Here is a 14,134-nt window from a genome sequence, read left to right on the forward strand (position 1 = left end):
CTCCCGAGTCTATCGACGCGGTCCGGCTCTCCTCGGTGGGCGGTGGCGATGGGCAACCGGCGAAGCGGTCACGTACGGTGGGAGCCGGACCCCCGACCACACCGAGAGGTTGCCCCGTGACTCCCGTCATCTTCGCCCACCGTGGCAGCAGCGGCACCTACGCGGAGCACACCCGGGCGGCGTATCTGCAGGCCCTCGAGGACGGAGCCGACGGCGTCGAGTGCGACGTGCACCTGACCCGCGACGGTCAGCTCGTGTGCTTCCACGACACCACGCTGGAGCGGACCACGAACGGCACCGGCGACGTCGCGGACCACACGCTGGCAGAGCTGAGGGCGCTGGACGCCTCGTCCTGGAAGGGCGTGGACCTCCCCGCCGGCTTCGGCGAGATCGGGGACCAGGTGCTCAGCCTCGCCGACCTGCTGGCTCTCCTGCGCTCGACGGGGCGGCCCCTGAAGCTGGCGATCGAACTGAAGCATCCGAGCCCGTTCGGCCTGCGGCTCGAGGAGTCCCTGATCGCGTTCCTCATGGACGAGGGCTGGGACCCGGAATCGTCCACCCTGGGCCTCCTCGAGGTGAGCTTCATGAGCTTCAACCCGGATTCGATGCATCAGCTCGCCGAGACTGCGCCGCACCACCTGCTGTGCCAGCTGGTCGCCGATGTGGAGCCGCAGGAGGTGCGGGACGCCCTGCGGTTCGGTTCGATCGCCGAGGGCGCGCTCATCAACGTGATGCGGAGGGCGCTGAAGGAGGGCGAGGAGCTGATCGACCGGCAGGAGGTCGGCATGGCGGGCCCGGGCGTCCAGTATGTCCGGGCCCACCCCGAGCGGGTCCGTCGGTGGATCGACGAGGGCACGAGGGTCCGGGTGTGGACCGTCAACACCGAGGAGGACGCCTTGTACCTCGCCGGCCTCGGCGTGCAGGAGCTGACCACCGACGTGCCGGCGCGGATACGGCTCGCACTGGAGAGCGCGACGCCCTGACCCCTCGGCCCGGCTGCACGCCTGTGGTTGAGTGGGAGGATGCAATCACCGATCAAGGACTACGCGCTCGTCTCCGACCTGCACACGGGTGCGCTGATCTCCCGTGACGGCAGCGTGGACTGGCTCTGCATGCCGCGCTTCGACTCCGAATCGGTGTTCGCCGCCATGCTCGGTACGCCCGATCACGGGCGCTGGCTCCTCGCGCCGGAGTCGCCCACCGCCGCCGTCGTCAGCCGCACCTACATCCATTCGACCTTCGTCCTGCAGACCCACTGGAAGACCGACGAGGGTGAGGTGCTGGTGACCGAGTTCATGCCGGTCACGGATCGGCGGGCCAATGTGGTGCGGCGCATCCAGGGGCTCGTCGGCACCGTCACCATGCGGCAGGAGGTGCAGATCCGCTTCGGCTACGGGGAGATCCTGCCATGGGTCAGCCAGGGGATCGAGGACGGCGTCCCGGTCCTGCTGGCCATCGCCGGGCCCGATGCCCTCCTGCTCCGCGGACCGCGCCTCAGGGCGGCCGACCACCGCCATGAGGGGACGTTCCCGGTGGCCACGGGTGCCGTCGTCGACCTCGAGCTCGTCTGGTACCCGTCCCACCGGGAGACGCCGTCGGCTCTGGACATCGACGACGCACTGGACACCACCATCACCTACTGGCGCGCCTGGGCCGCCAGCTGCGTCGACGACGGACGCTACACCGACGCCGTGCGGCGCTCGCTGCTGGTGCTGCGGGCGCTCACGCACGAGGACACCGGCGGGATCGTCGCCGCTCCCACCACCTCGCTGCCGGAGCAGTTCGGCGGCGCGCGCAACTGGGACTACCGCTTCTGCTGGCTGCGTGACGCGGCGCTGACGCTCGAGGCCATGATGACGCACGGGTTCGCCGACGAGGCCCTCGAGTGGCGCAACTGGCTGCTGCGGGCGGTCGCGGGTGATCCCGAGGACCTCCAGATCATGTACGGGCTCGCCGGTGAGCGCAGGCTGCCCGAACGCGAGCTGGGGTACCTGCCCGGCTACGCCGGATCGACGCCCGTGCGGGTGGGCAACGGCGCCGTGGGCCAGTACCAGGCCGACGTCGTCGGCGAGGTGATGGTGGCGCTCGAGAAGCTGCGCGGTCACGGCATCACCGAGGACAGCTTCTCGTGGCCCCTGCAGCGTGCGCTGCTCACCTTCGCGGAGAACCACCTGGACGATCGCGATCACGGGATCTGGGAGATGCGCGGAGAGCTGCAGCACTTCACCCACTCGCGGGTCATGATGTGGGCGGCCTTCGACTGCGCCGTCCGCGCGGTCCGGGACCACGGGCTCAGCGGGCCACTCGACCACTGGATCGGCCTGCGGGACGGGCTGCGCACCGAGATCCTCGAGCGCGGCTTCGACCACGGGCTGAACTCCTTCACGCAGGTCTACGACGGCGGCGAGGTGGACGCCTCCCTCCTGCAGCTCCCTCAGGTGGGGTTCCTCGACTACGACGACCCGATGATGCTGGGCACGGTCGAGCGGATCGAACAGCACCTCCTGGATCCCCACGGGCTCCTGCTGCGGTACCGCACGGGCGAGTCCGACGACGGTCTCGAGCCGGGGGAGCACCCGTTCCTCGCCTGCTCGTTCTGGCTCGTCGAGCAGTACGCGCACAGCGGCCGGTTGGATGACGCCACACGCCTCATGGACCAGCTGGTGGGTTACTCGAACGAGCTGGGCCTGCTCTCGGAGGAGTACGACGCCGAGAACGGCCGGATGGCGGGCAACTACCCGCAGGCCTTCTCCCACCTGGCCCTCGTGCGTGCGGCCGACGCGCTGCAGATGGCTCGCGGCGAGACGAATCCGCACGAGTCGCTCGCGCGCGAAGAGCCGGAGACCGACTGATCTCCGGCTCTCGCCGCGCGGGTGATGCGGGTCCCTCGGGCCGTCCTTGCCCCTGCGCGATTCCGGCCTGACGTGCGCCGGCTCGGTGTGGCTCTGGCCCGAGGTTCGCCGGCCCGGTGCGATCCGGGCCGGCGTCGTCGTGCGCTGGTCCGACGCCGCGGCGTCAGACCGTGACGCCCTGGGGCTTGAGCACCACCTTGATGGTGCCGTCCGTCTTCTTCTGGAAATTCTTGTAGGCGGCCGGCGCTTCGTCGATCGAGACCTCGTGCGTCATGAGATCGGTGACGCCCAGCGGATCCGATGCTTCCTCCACGATCGGCAGGAGCTGGTCCGTCCAGCGCCGCACGTTGCACTGGCCCATGCGGAACTGGACCTGCTTGTCGAACATGGTCAGCAGCGGCATGGGGGTCGCGGACCCGCCGTAGACGCCACTGAGGGACAGCGTGCCGCCCCGGCGGACGGCGTCGATCGCCGAGTGCAGGACCGAGACGCGATCGCTGCCACCGGTCTCCATGACCTTCTGCGCCAGCCTGTCCGGCAGGATCCCCACGGCATTCTGCGCGAACGCACCGACCGGCGAGCCGTGTGCCTCCATGCCGACGGCGTCAACGATCGCGTCGGGGCCGCGGCCGTTCGTCATGCTGCGGAGCTCCTCGGCGGTGTCCTTCGTGAAGTCGATGGTCTCGATGCCGTGGCGCTTGGCCATCTCGCGTCGCTCGGCGATGGGCTCGACAGCGATGACGCGGTGTCCGAGATACTTGCCGATGCGGGCGGCGAACTGGCCGACGGGGCCCAGGCCGTACACCGTGAGCACTCCGTCCTTCGGGACGTCCGCATACTGCACGCCCTGCCAGGCGGTGGGGAGGATGTCCGAGAGGTAGAGGTAGCGCTCGTCCGGCAGGTCGTGCCCGACTTTCACCGGTCCGTAGTCGGCGAACGGCACCCGCAGGAACTCCGCCTGTCCTCCGGGGACGGAGCCGTACAGCTCGGAGAACCCAAAAAGGGCAGCGCCGGATCCCTGCTCGTGCACCTGGGTGGTCTCGCACTGGGACTGCAGGCCTCGGGTGCACATGAAGCAGTAGCCACAGGAGATGTTGAAGGGGATGACGACGCGGTCGCCGACCTTCAGGTGGGTCACGTCCGCGCCGACTTCCTCGACGATCCCCATGGGCTCGTGCCCCAGGATGTCTCCCTTGTGCATGTACGGGCCGAGGACCTCGTAGAGGTGCAGATCGGAGCCGCAGATCGCTGTCGAGGTGATCCGGACGATCGCGTCGGTCGGTTCCTGGATCGTGGGATCGGGCACGTTCTCCACGCTGATGTTGCGCTTGCCCTGCCATGTCACGGCTTTCATGTCGCACTCCTCCGGGTAGTAAGTATGCTTCGTTTCCCACTCTTCACCATGTGGACCCGAATGGGAAGCCGGGGCGGCGGCTCGCCTAGCCTTATCAGGTGCAGCTCCTCCAGTCACCGGCGGTCAGGATCGCCCTCTCCGTGGCCATCGCCACCGGCCTCTACGGCTTGTCCTTCGGTGCCCTGTCCGTCGCCGCGGGACTCGACCTCCTGCAGACCATGGCCCTGAGCCTGCTGCTGTTCAGCGGCGGATCGCAGTTCGCATTCATCGGTGTCGTCGCGGGCGGTGGCAGCGGGCTCTCGGCGATGTCCGCAGCCGCCCTGCTCGGCATCAGGAACGGCGTGTACGGGATGCAGGTCAATGTCCTGCTCAGGCCTCCCCGCTGGCGGAAGCTGCCGATGGCGCACCTCACGATCGACGAATCCGTGGCGACGGCGACGGGCCAGACGGATCCGCAGGAGCAGCGCCGCGGGTTCTGGGCCGCGGGGATCGGCGTCTTCGTCCTGTGGAACCTCTTCACGCTCGTGGGGGCGCTCGCCGGCAACGCCCTCGGCGATCCGGCCCGGTGGGGGCTCGACGGAGCCGCCGTGGCCGCCTTCCTCGGCCTGCTCTGGCCGCGGATCCGCGCGCGGGAGCCCGCGGCTATCGCCGTCGTCTGCGCCGTGGTCACCCTGATCGCGGTGCCGCTCGTGCCGCCCGGTGTCCCGATCCTCATCGCCGCGGTGGTCGCCGCCGTGCTCGGGCTCTCGGGGTTGGGCCCGGCGACGGAAGGCCTGGAGCCCGATGTCGATCCGTACCCCGATGGTGTTGCCGGGGAGCCCGACGCCGGGCGGTCCGAAGGCGCCGAAGGGCCCCGAATCGTTCGGGAGACCGGGGAATTCGGCGTCGCTCGGCAGACCCGGGGCCGTCGGCAGATCGGAGCGACACAGCAGCCCGGCGTCCCACGGCAGTTCGGGGTCCTACGGCGGTCCGGCATCGCTCGGCAGACCGGGGCGTCACAGCCGCCCGGGGGACGGACGGACGCATGAACCTCTGGGCCTGGATCCTGCTGGCGTGCGCCATCTCCATCGCCACGAAGTTCCTCGGGTTCCTGGTCCCGGCGAAGCTGCTCGACAATCCGAGAATGCTCCGGGTGGCCGGATCGCTGACGATCGGGCTGCTCGCGGCGCTGACGGCCGTGAACACCTTCGCATCCGGCCAGGAGCTCGCCGTCGACGCGCGGGTGGTCGCGCTGCTGGTGGCCGCCGTCGCCCTCTGGCTGCGGGCGCCGTTCCTGGTGGTCGTGGCTGTCGGGGCGGTGGCGGCCGGTGTGGCGAGGCTGCTCGGCGCGGGGTGAGCCCCCAGCGGGGGCGCGCGCCCTGTCCGGGGCGTTCTGCCCACTGATCGCGCCCGGTCCGTGGGAACGAGCGCTTGTGCCCACTGATCCGGTTCGGTCAGTGGGAGCATTTGCACGTCCGCCGGCGCAGGGCGGACTGCCGTGCAGGGTCAGCTCGTCGAGCGTGGACCGACCATGATCAGCGCGACGCCGACCAGGCAGACCGCCGACCCCAGGATGTCCCAGCGGTCGGGGCGGAAGCCGTCGATGAGCATGCCCCACGCCAGCGATCCTGCCACGAAGACACCGCCGTACGCCGCGAGGATCCGCCCGAAGTTCGGGTCGGGCTGGAGGGTCGCGACGAAGCCGTAGGCGCCGAGCGCCATGATGCCGAGCCCGGCCCACCACCACGGCCTGCCCTCCCGGACCGCCTGCCAGATGAGCCAGGCCCCGCCGATCTCGGCGCCCGCGGCGAGGACGAACAGGAGGGCCATGCGGATGATCGTCATGGCCTCAGTCTGCCGGAGCCCTACTGCGGCGGCGTGCCTCGGGTGCACGCCTCAGGTGCGTGCCTCGGGTGCACCGACGACGACGGGGAGGCGGCGCCGCGTCAAAAGGGTGGGCCCTGCGGTCAGGACCCGGCGACGACGGCGGCCGTGGCCTGTGCGATGGCCGCCTCCTCGTCCGTGGGCACCACCAGGACGGGGAACGCGGACGACGGCGTGCTGATCACGCGCGCCTGCTTGCTGCGCTCGGAGTTGAGGCTCTCGTCGAGCTCGAGGCCGAGGGCCCCGAGTTTGGCGACGACGGCGGCGCGGAAGTCGGCCGCGTTCTCCCCGATGCCCGCGGTGAACACGAGGGCATCGGCACCGCCGACGGCGACGTGGTAACCGCCCACGTACTTCGCCAGCCGGTAGGACGCCACCTCGACCGCGAGCTTCGCGCGCTCGTCGCCGGAGTCCGCGGATTCCGCGACGGAGCGCATGTCGTTCGTACCGGCGAGGCCCTTCAATCCGCTGTTCCGGTTGAGCAGCGTGTCGAGGTCCTTCTCGCTGTATCCCTCGCGCAGCAGGAACAGCAGGATGGACGGGTCGATGTCCCCGGACCGCGTCCCCATCACGAGCCCTTCGAGGGGCGTGAAGCCCATGGAGGTGTCGATGCTCTCGCCGTCACGCACGGCCGTGACCGAGGCGCCGTTGCCGAGATGCGCGATGACTCCCGTGAACGCGTCCGTCCCGAGGAGCTCGGCCGCACCACGCGCCACGTAGGCGTGCGAGGTGCCGTGGAACCCGTAGCGGCGGATGCCGTGCTTTCGGTACAGCTCGTCCGGCACGGCGTACCGCCAGGCGTGCTCGGGCAGGGTGCGGTGGAAAGCGGTGTCGAACACGGCCACCTGCGGCAGGTCCGGCCACTTCTCGGTGATGGCCCGGATCCCCGTGACGGCCGCGGGATTGTGCAGGGGGGCGAGCGGGTTGAGGCGCTCGATCGCGCGGGTGATCTCGTTGTCGATCAGGACCGGCTCGCTGAACCGCTCGCCGCCGTGCACCACGCGGTGCCCGACGGCGTCGATCGTGCGCTCGCCGAGTGCCTCCGCCACCTCGTGATCCACACGGTCGAGGGCGGCGGCGTGGTCGGGGACCTCCGCCTCGCCGATGCGCTCGACCAGGCCTTCCGCCAGGACGTCGTCGCCCTCGCGCACCTGGTACTTGAGCGAGGAGGAGCCGGAGTTGATGACGAGGATGATCATGGGGTCCTGTCCTGGAGCGGGATCGATGGGAACGGCTAGGAGGTGGGCTGCTGCGCCTGGACGGCGGTGATGGCCACCGTATTGACGATGTCCTCCACGGTGCAGCCGCGTGAGAGGTCGTTGACAGGCTTCCGGAGGCCCTGGAGGACGGGTCCGACGGCGACCGCGCCGGCCGACTGCTGTACGGCCTTGTAGGTGTTGTTGCCGGTGTTGAGGTCGGGGAAGATGAACACCGTCGCCTGACCCGCAACGGACGATCCGGGCAGCTTGGAGGCCGCGACCGAGGCGTCGACGGCCGCGTCGTACTGGATGGGGCCCTCCACGGCGAGGTCCGGGCGGAGCTTCCGCACCAGCTCGGTGGCGCGCCGGACCTCGTCCACCGCGCCGCCGGACCCCGACTCCCCGGTGGAGTAGGACAGCATGGCGACCCGCGGCTGCACGCCGAACTGCTCGGCGGTCTCCGCCGAGGCCACGGCGATGTCCGCGAGCTGCTCGTCGTTCGGATCCGGGTTCACGGCGCAGTCGCCGTAGACGAGCACGCGGTCCTGCAGGAGCATGAGGAAGACCGAGGACACGATCTTCACGCCGTCCTTCGTCTTCACGAACTCGAGCGCGGGGCGGATGGTGTTCGCCGTCGTATGGGCCGCGCCGGACACCATGCCGTCGAGCTTCCCGAGCTGCACCATCATGGTCCCGAAGTATGCTCCTTCGAGCATCCTTTCACGGGCCTGGTCGAGCGAGACGTTCTTGTGGGCGCGGAGGCGGGCGTACTCGGCGGCGAACTCCTCCAGGAGGTCCGACGTGGCGGGGTCGATCAGCGTGATGCCCGTGAGGTCGATACCCTGGCCGGACGCGATCTCGCGGATGCGAGCCTCCGGCCCGAGGACCGTCAGATCGCAGACGTCCCGGCGGCGCAGGATCTCCGCCGCCTTCAGCACGCGGACGTCCTCGCCCTCGGGCAGCACGATGTGCTTCCGCTCGGCCCGCGCACGCTGGATCAGCTCGTGCAGGAAGCGCAGCGGGGTCATGCTCACGGGCCGCGGCAGTTCGAGGCGCTCGAGCAGCTCGTTCTCGTCGACCTGCCGTGACCAGGCGCCGAGCGCAGCGGCGGCCTTCCGCCGCAGTCCGCTGGCGATCTCCCCGCGCACCTCGCTGACCCGCCGCGCCGCGGTGTAGGTGTCGTCGTCGAGCGCGAAGACGGGGAACGGCGCCTGCGCGAGAAGGGCGAGGATGTTGGGATCCGGGGCGAGGCCGCCGGTGAGGAACATACCCGAGGGCACCGGGAACTCGGGCGAGAACGACGACGCCAGGGTCGCCACGAGCACGTCCGCGCGGTCGCCGGGCACGATCACCAGCGCGCCGTCCGTGAGCAGGTGCAGGAAGTTGCCGACGTTCATGGCGGCGACACGCACGCTCGTGACGTCGCGCTCCAGGTTCGAGTTGCCGGCGATCTGCCGCGCACCGAGCTCTGCCGACACCTCGGACACCGTGGGCTGGGAGATCTCGGTCAGTTCAGGGATGACGTAGACGGGCCGCCCGGACCGCCCGGGCCGCACCTGCTCGCTGATGGCGGTGACGGCGTCGTCCGCCGCCCGGTTGACCATCATGGCCAGGAGGGACACCTTCGCGGCGTCGAGTTCGCGGCGCGCGACGTCGACCGTGTCCGCCGCCTCCTCCACGGACATGTCCTTCGCGCTCACGACGGCGAGCACCATGGCACCGAGGTTGTTCGCGAGGCGGGCGTTGAGGTCGAACTCGACGGCGGCGTCGTTGCCGGAGAGATCGGTGCCCTCGACGATGACGACGTCGCACTCCGCGGCGATCTCGCTGTAGATGGCGACGCACCGTGCGTCGATCTCGGCGCGATCGCCCGTGACCAGGAGTGCCCGTGCCTCGGCGCGGGTCAGGCCGCCCCGGGCACGGCTCTCGGGGAGGTCGAAGGCGCGCTGCATGAGGCGCACCATCGGATCCGCCGAGGGGTCGCTGCCCTCGACGATGGGCCGGAAGAAGCCCACGCGGTCGGCGTGGCGGTGCAGCATGTCGGCGAGGCCCAGGGAGATCAGGGACTTGCCGGAGCCGTTGGTCATGGCGCTCACATATATTCCGCGGGTCATGGGGCCAGTCTCGCAGGCTCCCCGGACGCGTGCCATAACGGGTGTCACGTCCTGGTGGGTGTCCGCGCGGACGCCGAGAGGACACAAAAGACCGCCCGGAGGCCCTGTGACGCGTCATGTCTGTCCGTTCGGCGGGGTGGCTGGACCAGGGCCGGCTGCCACCCTTGACCGTCGTCCGCACCCCGCGTAACGTACAACCGTATGGTTGTAGTTCAGATGGGTGAGGACGAGGTGGACCGCCTGTTCCAGGCGCTCGCCGACGCGACCCGGAGGGACATCGTGTCCCGCGTCCTGGTCGCCGAGTACTCGGTCTCCGGCTTGGCGAAGCAGTACGCCATGAGTTTCGCCGCAGTGCAGAAACACGTGGCCGTCCTGGAGCGGGCTTCGCTCGTCATCAAGGAGAAGCGCGGACGGGAGCAGATCGTGCGGGGACGGGTGGACGCAGTGCAGCGGGCCCGCCGCCTCCTCGACGAGTACGAGCACATCTGGCGGCAGCGGATCGACAGGATCGGCGACCTCCTCGCCGAGGATGCATCGGATCAGGACTAGGAAGGCAGCATCATGGCAGTCATCAGCACCGAGAAGGACACCGACGCTCTCCACTTCCGGCTCGTCGCGGAGTTCGACGCCGGCACCGAACGCGTGTGGCGGATCTGGGCGGACCGGACCCAGCTGCAGCGCTGGTGGGGACCGCCCACCTGGCCGGCGACCTTCGAGACGTACGAGTTCGAGGAGGGCGGGCGCGCCGCCTACTTCATGACCGGGCCCGACGGCGAGAAGGCGCGAGGCTGGTGGCGGATCACCGCCGTCGAGCCCCACCGCCTGCTGACCTTCGTGGACGGCTTCGCGGACGAGAACGGTGATCCCGTGCCGGACATGGGGGAGACGACGGCGACCGTCACGCTCGAGGATCTCGGCGGACGCACGCGCATGACGATGACGACGGCCTTCCAGTCGCTGGAGCAGCTCGAGCAGATGGCTGCGATGGGCATGGAGGAGGGCGTGCGCGAGGCGCTCGGCCAGGTCGATGCGCTGCTGGCGGAGGACGCTCCGGTCTGAGCCGGGTCGTTCCTCCGACCAGGCGCCCGAGAGGACAGAAATGACCGCCGAAGAGGCTCTTCGGCGGTCAATTCTGTCGTTTCGACGAGGTGGAGCGGGGGAACCGCCGCGCGGGCTAGGCCGTGGCGGCCTTCTGCTTGCGCGGGGGCAGGGCCAGCTTGAAGATCTTGGCCCACGTGGAGCCGACCTGCTTGGGCAGGGGGCCCGTGGTGTAGGGCAGCTTGTAGCGCGTGCAGATCTCGCGGACCTTCACGGCGACCTCGGCGTACCGGTTGGAGGGCAGATCGGGGAAGCAGTGGTGCTCGATCTGGTGGGACAGGTTCCCGGACATCAGGTGCATGAACTTGGAGCCGGAGATATTGGCAGAGCCGATCATCTGGCGGACGTACCAGTCACCGCGGGTCTCGCCGTCCACCTCCTCCTCCGTGAACGTGTCCGTCCCGTCGGGGAAGTGGCCGCAGAAGATGATGGCGTGCGCCCAGAAGTTGCGGATGGCGTTGGCCGCGAGCGTCCCGTAGAGGGCCTGCTTGCCGGAGCCGGTGAGCATCGCGACGGCGGGCGTCGCGGCATAGTCTTTGGAGAACTGCTTGAGCACCTTGACGCCCACGGCCTTGAGGTCGCGGTTCATGGCCTCCTTGGTCTTCAGGCCCTCCTTGTACTCCGGGATCTCGAGGTCGTACAGGGCGATACCCCACTCGAAGACCGGCGCGAGGATCGCGTTGTACAGCGGGTTGCCCAGGTTGAAGGGGCGCCACGGCTGGTCGGGGTCCATGCGCAGCAGGTTGTATCCGATGTCCCGGTCCTTGCCGATGACGTTGGTCCAGCGGTGGTGGAGATCGTTGTGGGTGTGCTGCCAGGAGCGCGCCGGCGTCACGAAGTCCCACTCCCAGGTGGTGGAGTGGATGTCGGGATCCCGCATCCAGTCCCACTGGCCGTGCAGCACGTTGTGCCCGATCTCCATGTTCTCCAGGATCTTCGCGACGCTCAGCATCGCGGTCCCGGCGAACCAGGCGGGCTTGTACTTGCTGAACAGCAGGGTGCCGCGTCCGGCGAACTCCAGTGAGCGCTGGATCCGGATGATGCGGCGGATGTACGCGGCGTCGGTGGCGCCGCGCTTGGCGAGGATCTCGTCGCGGACGGCGTCGAGCTCGCGGCCCAGTTCCTCGACCTGCTCGTCCGTCAGGTGCTTGGCTGCATCGGGACGGACCAGGGGGTGGCCCGACGCCGCGAGGGCGCCCGGGCGGGTCAGCGTGGTGGTCATGGGGGACTCCTCTGGTGGGGGGATCTACAGGTCGAGGTTCACGGGCCCGGCGGCTGCCGAGACACAGGTCTGGATGAGCTGGCCGGGCTCGTTGTGCAGTTCACCGGTCCGCAGGTCACGGACCTGGCCGGAGCGGAGCGGGATGAGGCAGCTGTGGCAGATACCCATGCGGCAGCCGCTCGGCATCAGGACTCCGGCGTCCTCGCCGATGTCCAGCAGGGGGGTGTCGCCGTCGGCCTGGACCTCGCGGTCCGACTGCTCGAAGGTGACGAGGCCGCCGTCGTGCCCGGCGCCGGCCGTCAGGTCCGTGCTGAACCGCTCGATGGTCAGCGTGGCGCCGCCGGATGCGCCCGCGGCGACGTTCGGGACGGTGCGCGCCGTCTCCAGCGTCGCCTCGCGCTGCCACAGGTCCTCGGCGTCGTTCAGGAAGCCTTCCGGGCCACAGGCGTAAGCCGCGCGGCCGCGCCAGTCGGGGCACAGGTCGGCGATGGTCTTCGCGGTGAACTCGAGGCGGCCGCGGGCACTCGTGAACCAGTGCCGGACCGTCAGGTTGGAGAACTGGTCGGCGAGCTCGTCGAGTTCCTCCCGGAACAGGCTCTTCTCGGGGGTGCTGTTGGAGTTGATGAGGACCACGTCGGCGTCGGGGCGGCGCGGGATCAGCGTGCGGATCATCGACATCACCGGGGTGATGCCACTGCCCGCGGTGAGCATGAGCAGCGACCGCGGGTGCTCGGGGAGCACGAAGTCGCCCTGCGGAGGTGCGAGGAACAGGACGTCGCCGGGCTTGGTGTCGCGGACCAGGACGTGCGAGACGGATCCGGCGTCCTTCACGGTGATGGCGGGATCATGGCCGGCGGCGTTGCTGAGGGAGTAGGAGCGCCACTGGCGTACCCCGTTGAGCTCCACGCCGATGCGGGCCCACTGGCCGGCCTTGTGGGCATGCCAGCCGTGGCCGGGGCGGAAGTAGATGGTGGCCGAGTCCTCGGTCTCGTGGACCACACGGGTGACGACGCCGCGCAGCTGGCGTGAGGAGTACACCGGGTTGAACAGCGCGAGGAAGTCTTCCGGTGCGAGCGGGGTGGTCAGCGCGGATGCTGCACGCGCCAGCTTCGTGAACCGGATCATTGTCCTAACGATATAGCCTCTGCCGCTAAAGATCTTCATCCCGGGCATACAGTTGGGGGAGAAGAACTGTCACGGAGAAATAGATGGGGGTCGTCCATATGGGTTCCGACGAGGTAGCCGTCGCTCCACCGGAACCGCCGTGGCTGGCTCTCCCGCCCGGTGTGAGCGACCTGCTGCGGCCGCTCAACGCGGACTTGGTGGAGGCCATCATCGAGGCGGTCCCCCAGCTGGTCCCCGCCTACGCCCGGCCCATCGAGGGGAGCTTCGGCCGCGGACTGCGGATGGGAGTGGCTGCCGCCCTGGAGCGGTTTCTCGACTTGCCGGGCACGAGGCTGCCCGCCCTCTCCGACCAGAGCCGCCAGTTGGTGGCGGGACTGGGCCGCGGCGAATTCCGTCAGGGGCGCAGCATGGATTCGTTGCTCGGCGCCTACAGGATGGGGGCGCGGGTGACGTTCCGGGAGATGTCCCGCCGCTCGATGGACGCGGGACTCGGCTCGGCTGTGGTGGTGGATCTCGGGGAGTCGATCATGGCGTACATCGACGAGCTCTCGGCCGTGAGTGCGGAGGCCTACGCGTTCGAGCAGTCGGAACGGGCCGGTGCTGTGGACCGGCGGCGCGCCGAACTCCTGGAGCTGCTGCTCCTCGGCAAGGCCGACGAGACGGCGCTGCGGCAGGCCGCGCAGCTGGCGGACTGGACCGTGCCGGCGCAGGTCGTCGTCGTCACCCTCCCGCTCGACCGCGCCCAGGGACTCCGGCAGCGGCTCGCGCCCGGGGCGATCGTCATCGAGCGCGATTCCGACGCCGTCGCCCTGGTGCCCGAGCGCGGTGCGGTGTCCCGCGCTGAGCTCCACCGGACGCTGACCGGACGGAGCGCGGCCGTCGGCCCCGCAGGGGAGCTGCACCAGGTCGCGGAGTCCCTGCGTCTGGCCATCCTCGCCGCGTCCATGCTCCCGCCCCGCGAGGGCGACGACGAGCCGCCCGTGTGGGCGGACGAGCACCTGACCGAGGTGGTGCTCGCGGCGGAACCGTCGGCGGTCGGTGAACTCTCGCGCCGTCGACTCGCACCGCTCGCGGAGCTGCCGGAGAACCAGCGGCAGAAGCTCGAGGACACCCTCCTGGCGTGGCTCCGGCACTGGGGCCAGCGGTCGCCGATCGCCGAGGAGCTGGGGATCCACGGGCAGACCGTCGGGTACCGCGTGCTGCAGCTGCGGGAACTCTTCGGCGACGACCTTCGGGACCCGAAGATCCGCTTCGAGCTGGAGATCGCCCTGCGGAGCGTCCGCAGGACGCCCGCCCCGTCCGCCTAG

General features: G+C 69.9%; 12 protein-coding genes and 1 pseudogene. 7 read left to right on the forward strand and 6 right to left on the reverse strand.

The annotated features are described in order from the left end of the window. The first annotated feature begins 116 nt into the window (after positions 1-116). On the forward strand, positions 117-983 hold the full coding sequence (locus NVV32_RS00705) for a glycerophosphodiester phosphodiesterase (RefSeq protein ID WP_422391012.1): 867 nt from the start codon (positions 117-119) through the stop codon (positions 981-983). Between the two features lie 39 nt (positions 984-1,022). Next, positions 1,023-2,852, forward strand: coding sequence for a glycoside hydrolase family 15 protein (locus tag NVV32_RS00710; protein WP_422391013.1), 1,830 nt, complete (start codon positions 1,023-1,025; stop codon positions 2,850-2,852). A gap of 163 nt (positions 2,853-3,015) precedes the next feature. Here the strand turns inward: NVV32_RS00710 and NVV32_RS00715 are convergent, their stop codons facing one another. Continuing rightward, positions 3,016-4,206 (reverse strand): zinc-dependent alcohol dehydrogenase, encoded by a 1,191-nt coding sequence (locus NVV32_RS00715; RefSeq protein WP_422391014.1) that lies wholly within the window; start codon positions 4,204-4,206, stop codon positions 3,016-3,018. Positions 4,207-4,304: 98 nt separating this feature from the next. On the opposite strand from NVV32_RS00715, the pseudogene NVV32_RS00720 reads away from it, so the two are divergent. After that, positions 4,305-5,048: pseudogene (locus NVV32_RS00720) on the forward strand (AzlC family ABC transporter permease); the annotation flags it as partial. Between the two features lie 182 nt (positions 5,049-5,230). Continuing rightward, positions 5,231-5,542 (forward strand): AzlD domain-containing protein, encoded by a 312-nt coding sequence (locus tag NVV32_RS00725; RefSeq protein WP_422391015.1) that lies wholly within the window; start codon positions 5,231-5,233, stop codon positions 5,540-5,542. Between the two features lie 149 nt (positions 5,543-5,691). Here the strand turns inward: NVV32_RS00725 and NVV32_RS00730 are convergent, their stop codons facing one another. The 3 genes from NVV32_RS00730 to pta all read right to left on the reverse strand — a co-directional run bounded on the left by NVV32_RS00730 (position 5,692) and on the right by pta (position 9,382). Next, a complete protein-coding gene (locus NVV32_RS00730; RefSeq protein ID WP_422391016.1) occupies positions 5,692-6,030 on the reverse strand; it encodes a YnfA family protein in 339 nt (112 codons plus the stop codon). A gap of 122 nt (positions 6,031-6,152) precedes the next feature. Next, positions 6,153-7,268 (reverse strand): acetate/propionate family kinase, encoded by a 1,116-nt coding sequence (locus NVV32_RS00735; protein ID WP_422391017.1) that lies wholly within the window; start codon positions 7,266-7,268, stop codon positions 6,153-6,155. Positions 7,269-7,303: 35 nt separating this feature from the next. Then, complete coding sequence (pta, locus tag NVV32_RS00740; RefSeq protein ID WP_422391018.1) at positions 7,304-9,382, reverse strand: phosphate acetyltransferase; 2,079 nt, start codon at positions 9,380-9,382, stop codon at positions 7,304-7,306. A 201-nt stretch (positions 9,383-9,583) separates the two neighbouring features. Here pta and NVV32_RS00745 point away from each other — a divergent pair, with 201 nt between their 5' ends. Together NVV32_RS00745 and NVV32_RS00750 are read left to right on the forward strand one after the other, a co-directional pair. Then, a complete protein-coding gene (locus NVV32_RS00745; RefSeq protein ID WP_422391019.1) occupies positions 9,584-9,931 on the forward strand; it encodes an ArsR/SmtB family transcription factor in 348 nt (115 codons plus the stop codon). 12 nt (positions 9,932-9,943) lie between these two features. Beyond that, entirely contained in the window at positions 9,944-10,441 is a 498-nt protein-coding gene (locus NVV32_RS00750; RefSeq protein ID WP_055765797.1) for an SRPBCC family protein, read from the forward strand. 115 nt (positions 10,442-10,556) lie between these two features. Here the strand turns inward: NVV32_RS00750 and NVV32_RS00755 are convergent, their stop codons facing one another. After that, positions 10,557-11,702: a fatty acid desaturase family protein gene (locus NVV32_RS00755; protein WP_422391020.1), complete on the reverse strand. Its 1,146-nt coding sequence runs from the start codon at positions 11,700-11,702 to the stop codon at positions 10,557-10,559. A 24-nt stretch (positions 11,703-11,726) separates the two neighbouring features. After that, complete coding sequence (locus NVV32_RS00760; RefSeq protein ID WP_152817045.1) at positions 11,727-12,827, reverse strand: ferredoxin reductase; 1,101 nt, start codon at positions 12,825-12,827, stop codon at positions 11,727-11,729. A gap of 83 nt (positions 12,828-12,910) precedes the next feature. Between NVV32_RS00760 and NVV32_RS00765 the strand changes: the two genes are divergently transcribed. Beyond that, positions 12,911-14,134 (forward strand): PucR family transcriptional regulator, encoded by a 1,224-nt coding sequence (locus NVV32_RS00765; protein ID WP_422391021.1) that lies wholly within the window; start codon positions 12,911-12,913, stop codon positions 14,132-14,134.

The organism is Arthrobacter sp. N1, from assembly GCF_048288285.1.
In the GTDB taxonomy this organism is placed as follows: domain Bacteria; phylum Actinomycetota; class Actinomycetes; order Actinomycetales; family Micrococcaceae; genus Arthrobacter_D.

Coding starts and splice junctions, on each gene's coding strand:
- NVV32_RS00710 (WP_422391013.1), top strand. CDS start 1,023: ATGCAATCACCGATCAAGGACTACGCGCTCGTCTCCGACCTGCACACG.
- NVV32_RS00715 (WP_422391014.1), bottom strand. CDS start 4,206: ATGAAAGCCGTGACATGGCAGGGCAAGCGCAACATCAGCGTGGAGAAC.
- NVV32_RS00725 (WP_422391015.1), top strand. CDS start 5,231: ATGAACCTCTGGGCCTGGATCCTGCTGGCGTGCGCCATCTCCATCGCC.
- NVV32_RS00730 (WP_422391016.1), bottom strand. CDS start 6,030: ATGACGATCATCCGCATGGCCCTCCTGTTCGTCCTCGCCGCGGGCGCC.
- NVV32_RS00735 (WP_422391017.1), bottom strand. CDS start 7,268: ATGATCATCCTCGTCATCAACTCCGGCTCCTCCTCGCTCAAGTACCAG.
- pta (WP_422391018.1), bottom strand. CDS start 9,382: ATGACCCGCGGAATATATGTGAGCGCCATGACCAACGGCTCCGGCAAG.
- NVV32_RS00745 (WP_422391019.1), top strand. CDS start 9,584: ATGGTTGTAGTTCAGATGGGTGAGGACGAGGTGGACCGCCTGTTCCAG.
- NVV32_RS00750 (WP_055765797.1), top strand. CDS start 9,944: ATGGCAGTCATCAGCACCGAGAAGGACACCGACGCTCTCCACTTCCGG.
- NVV32_RS00755 (WP_422391020.1), bottom strand. CDS start 11,702: ATGACCACCACGCTGACCCGCCCGGGCGCCCTCGCGGCGTCGGGCCAC.
- NVV32_RS00760 (WP_152817045.1), bottom strand. CDS start 12,827: ATGATCCGGTTCACGAAGCTGGCGCGTGCAGCATCCGCGCTGACCACC.
- NVV32_RS00765 (WP_422391021.1), top strand. CDS start 12,911: ATGGGGGTCGTCCATATGGGTTCCGACGAGGTAGCCGTCGCTCCACCG.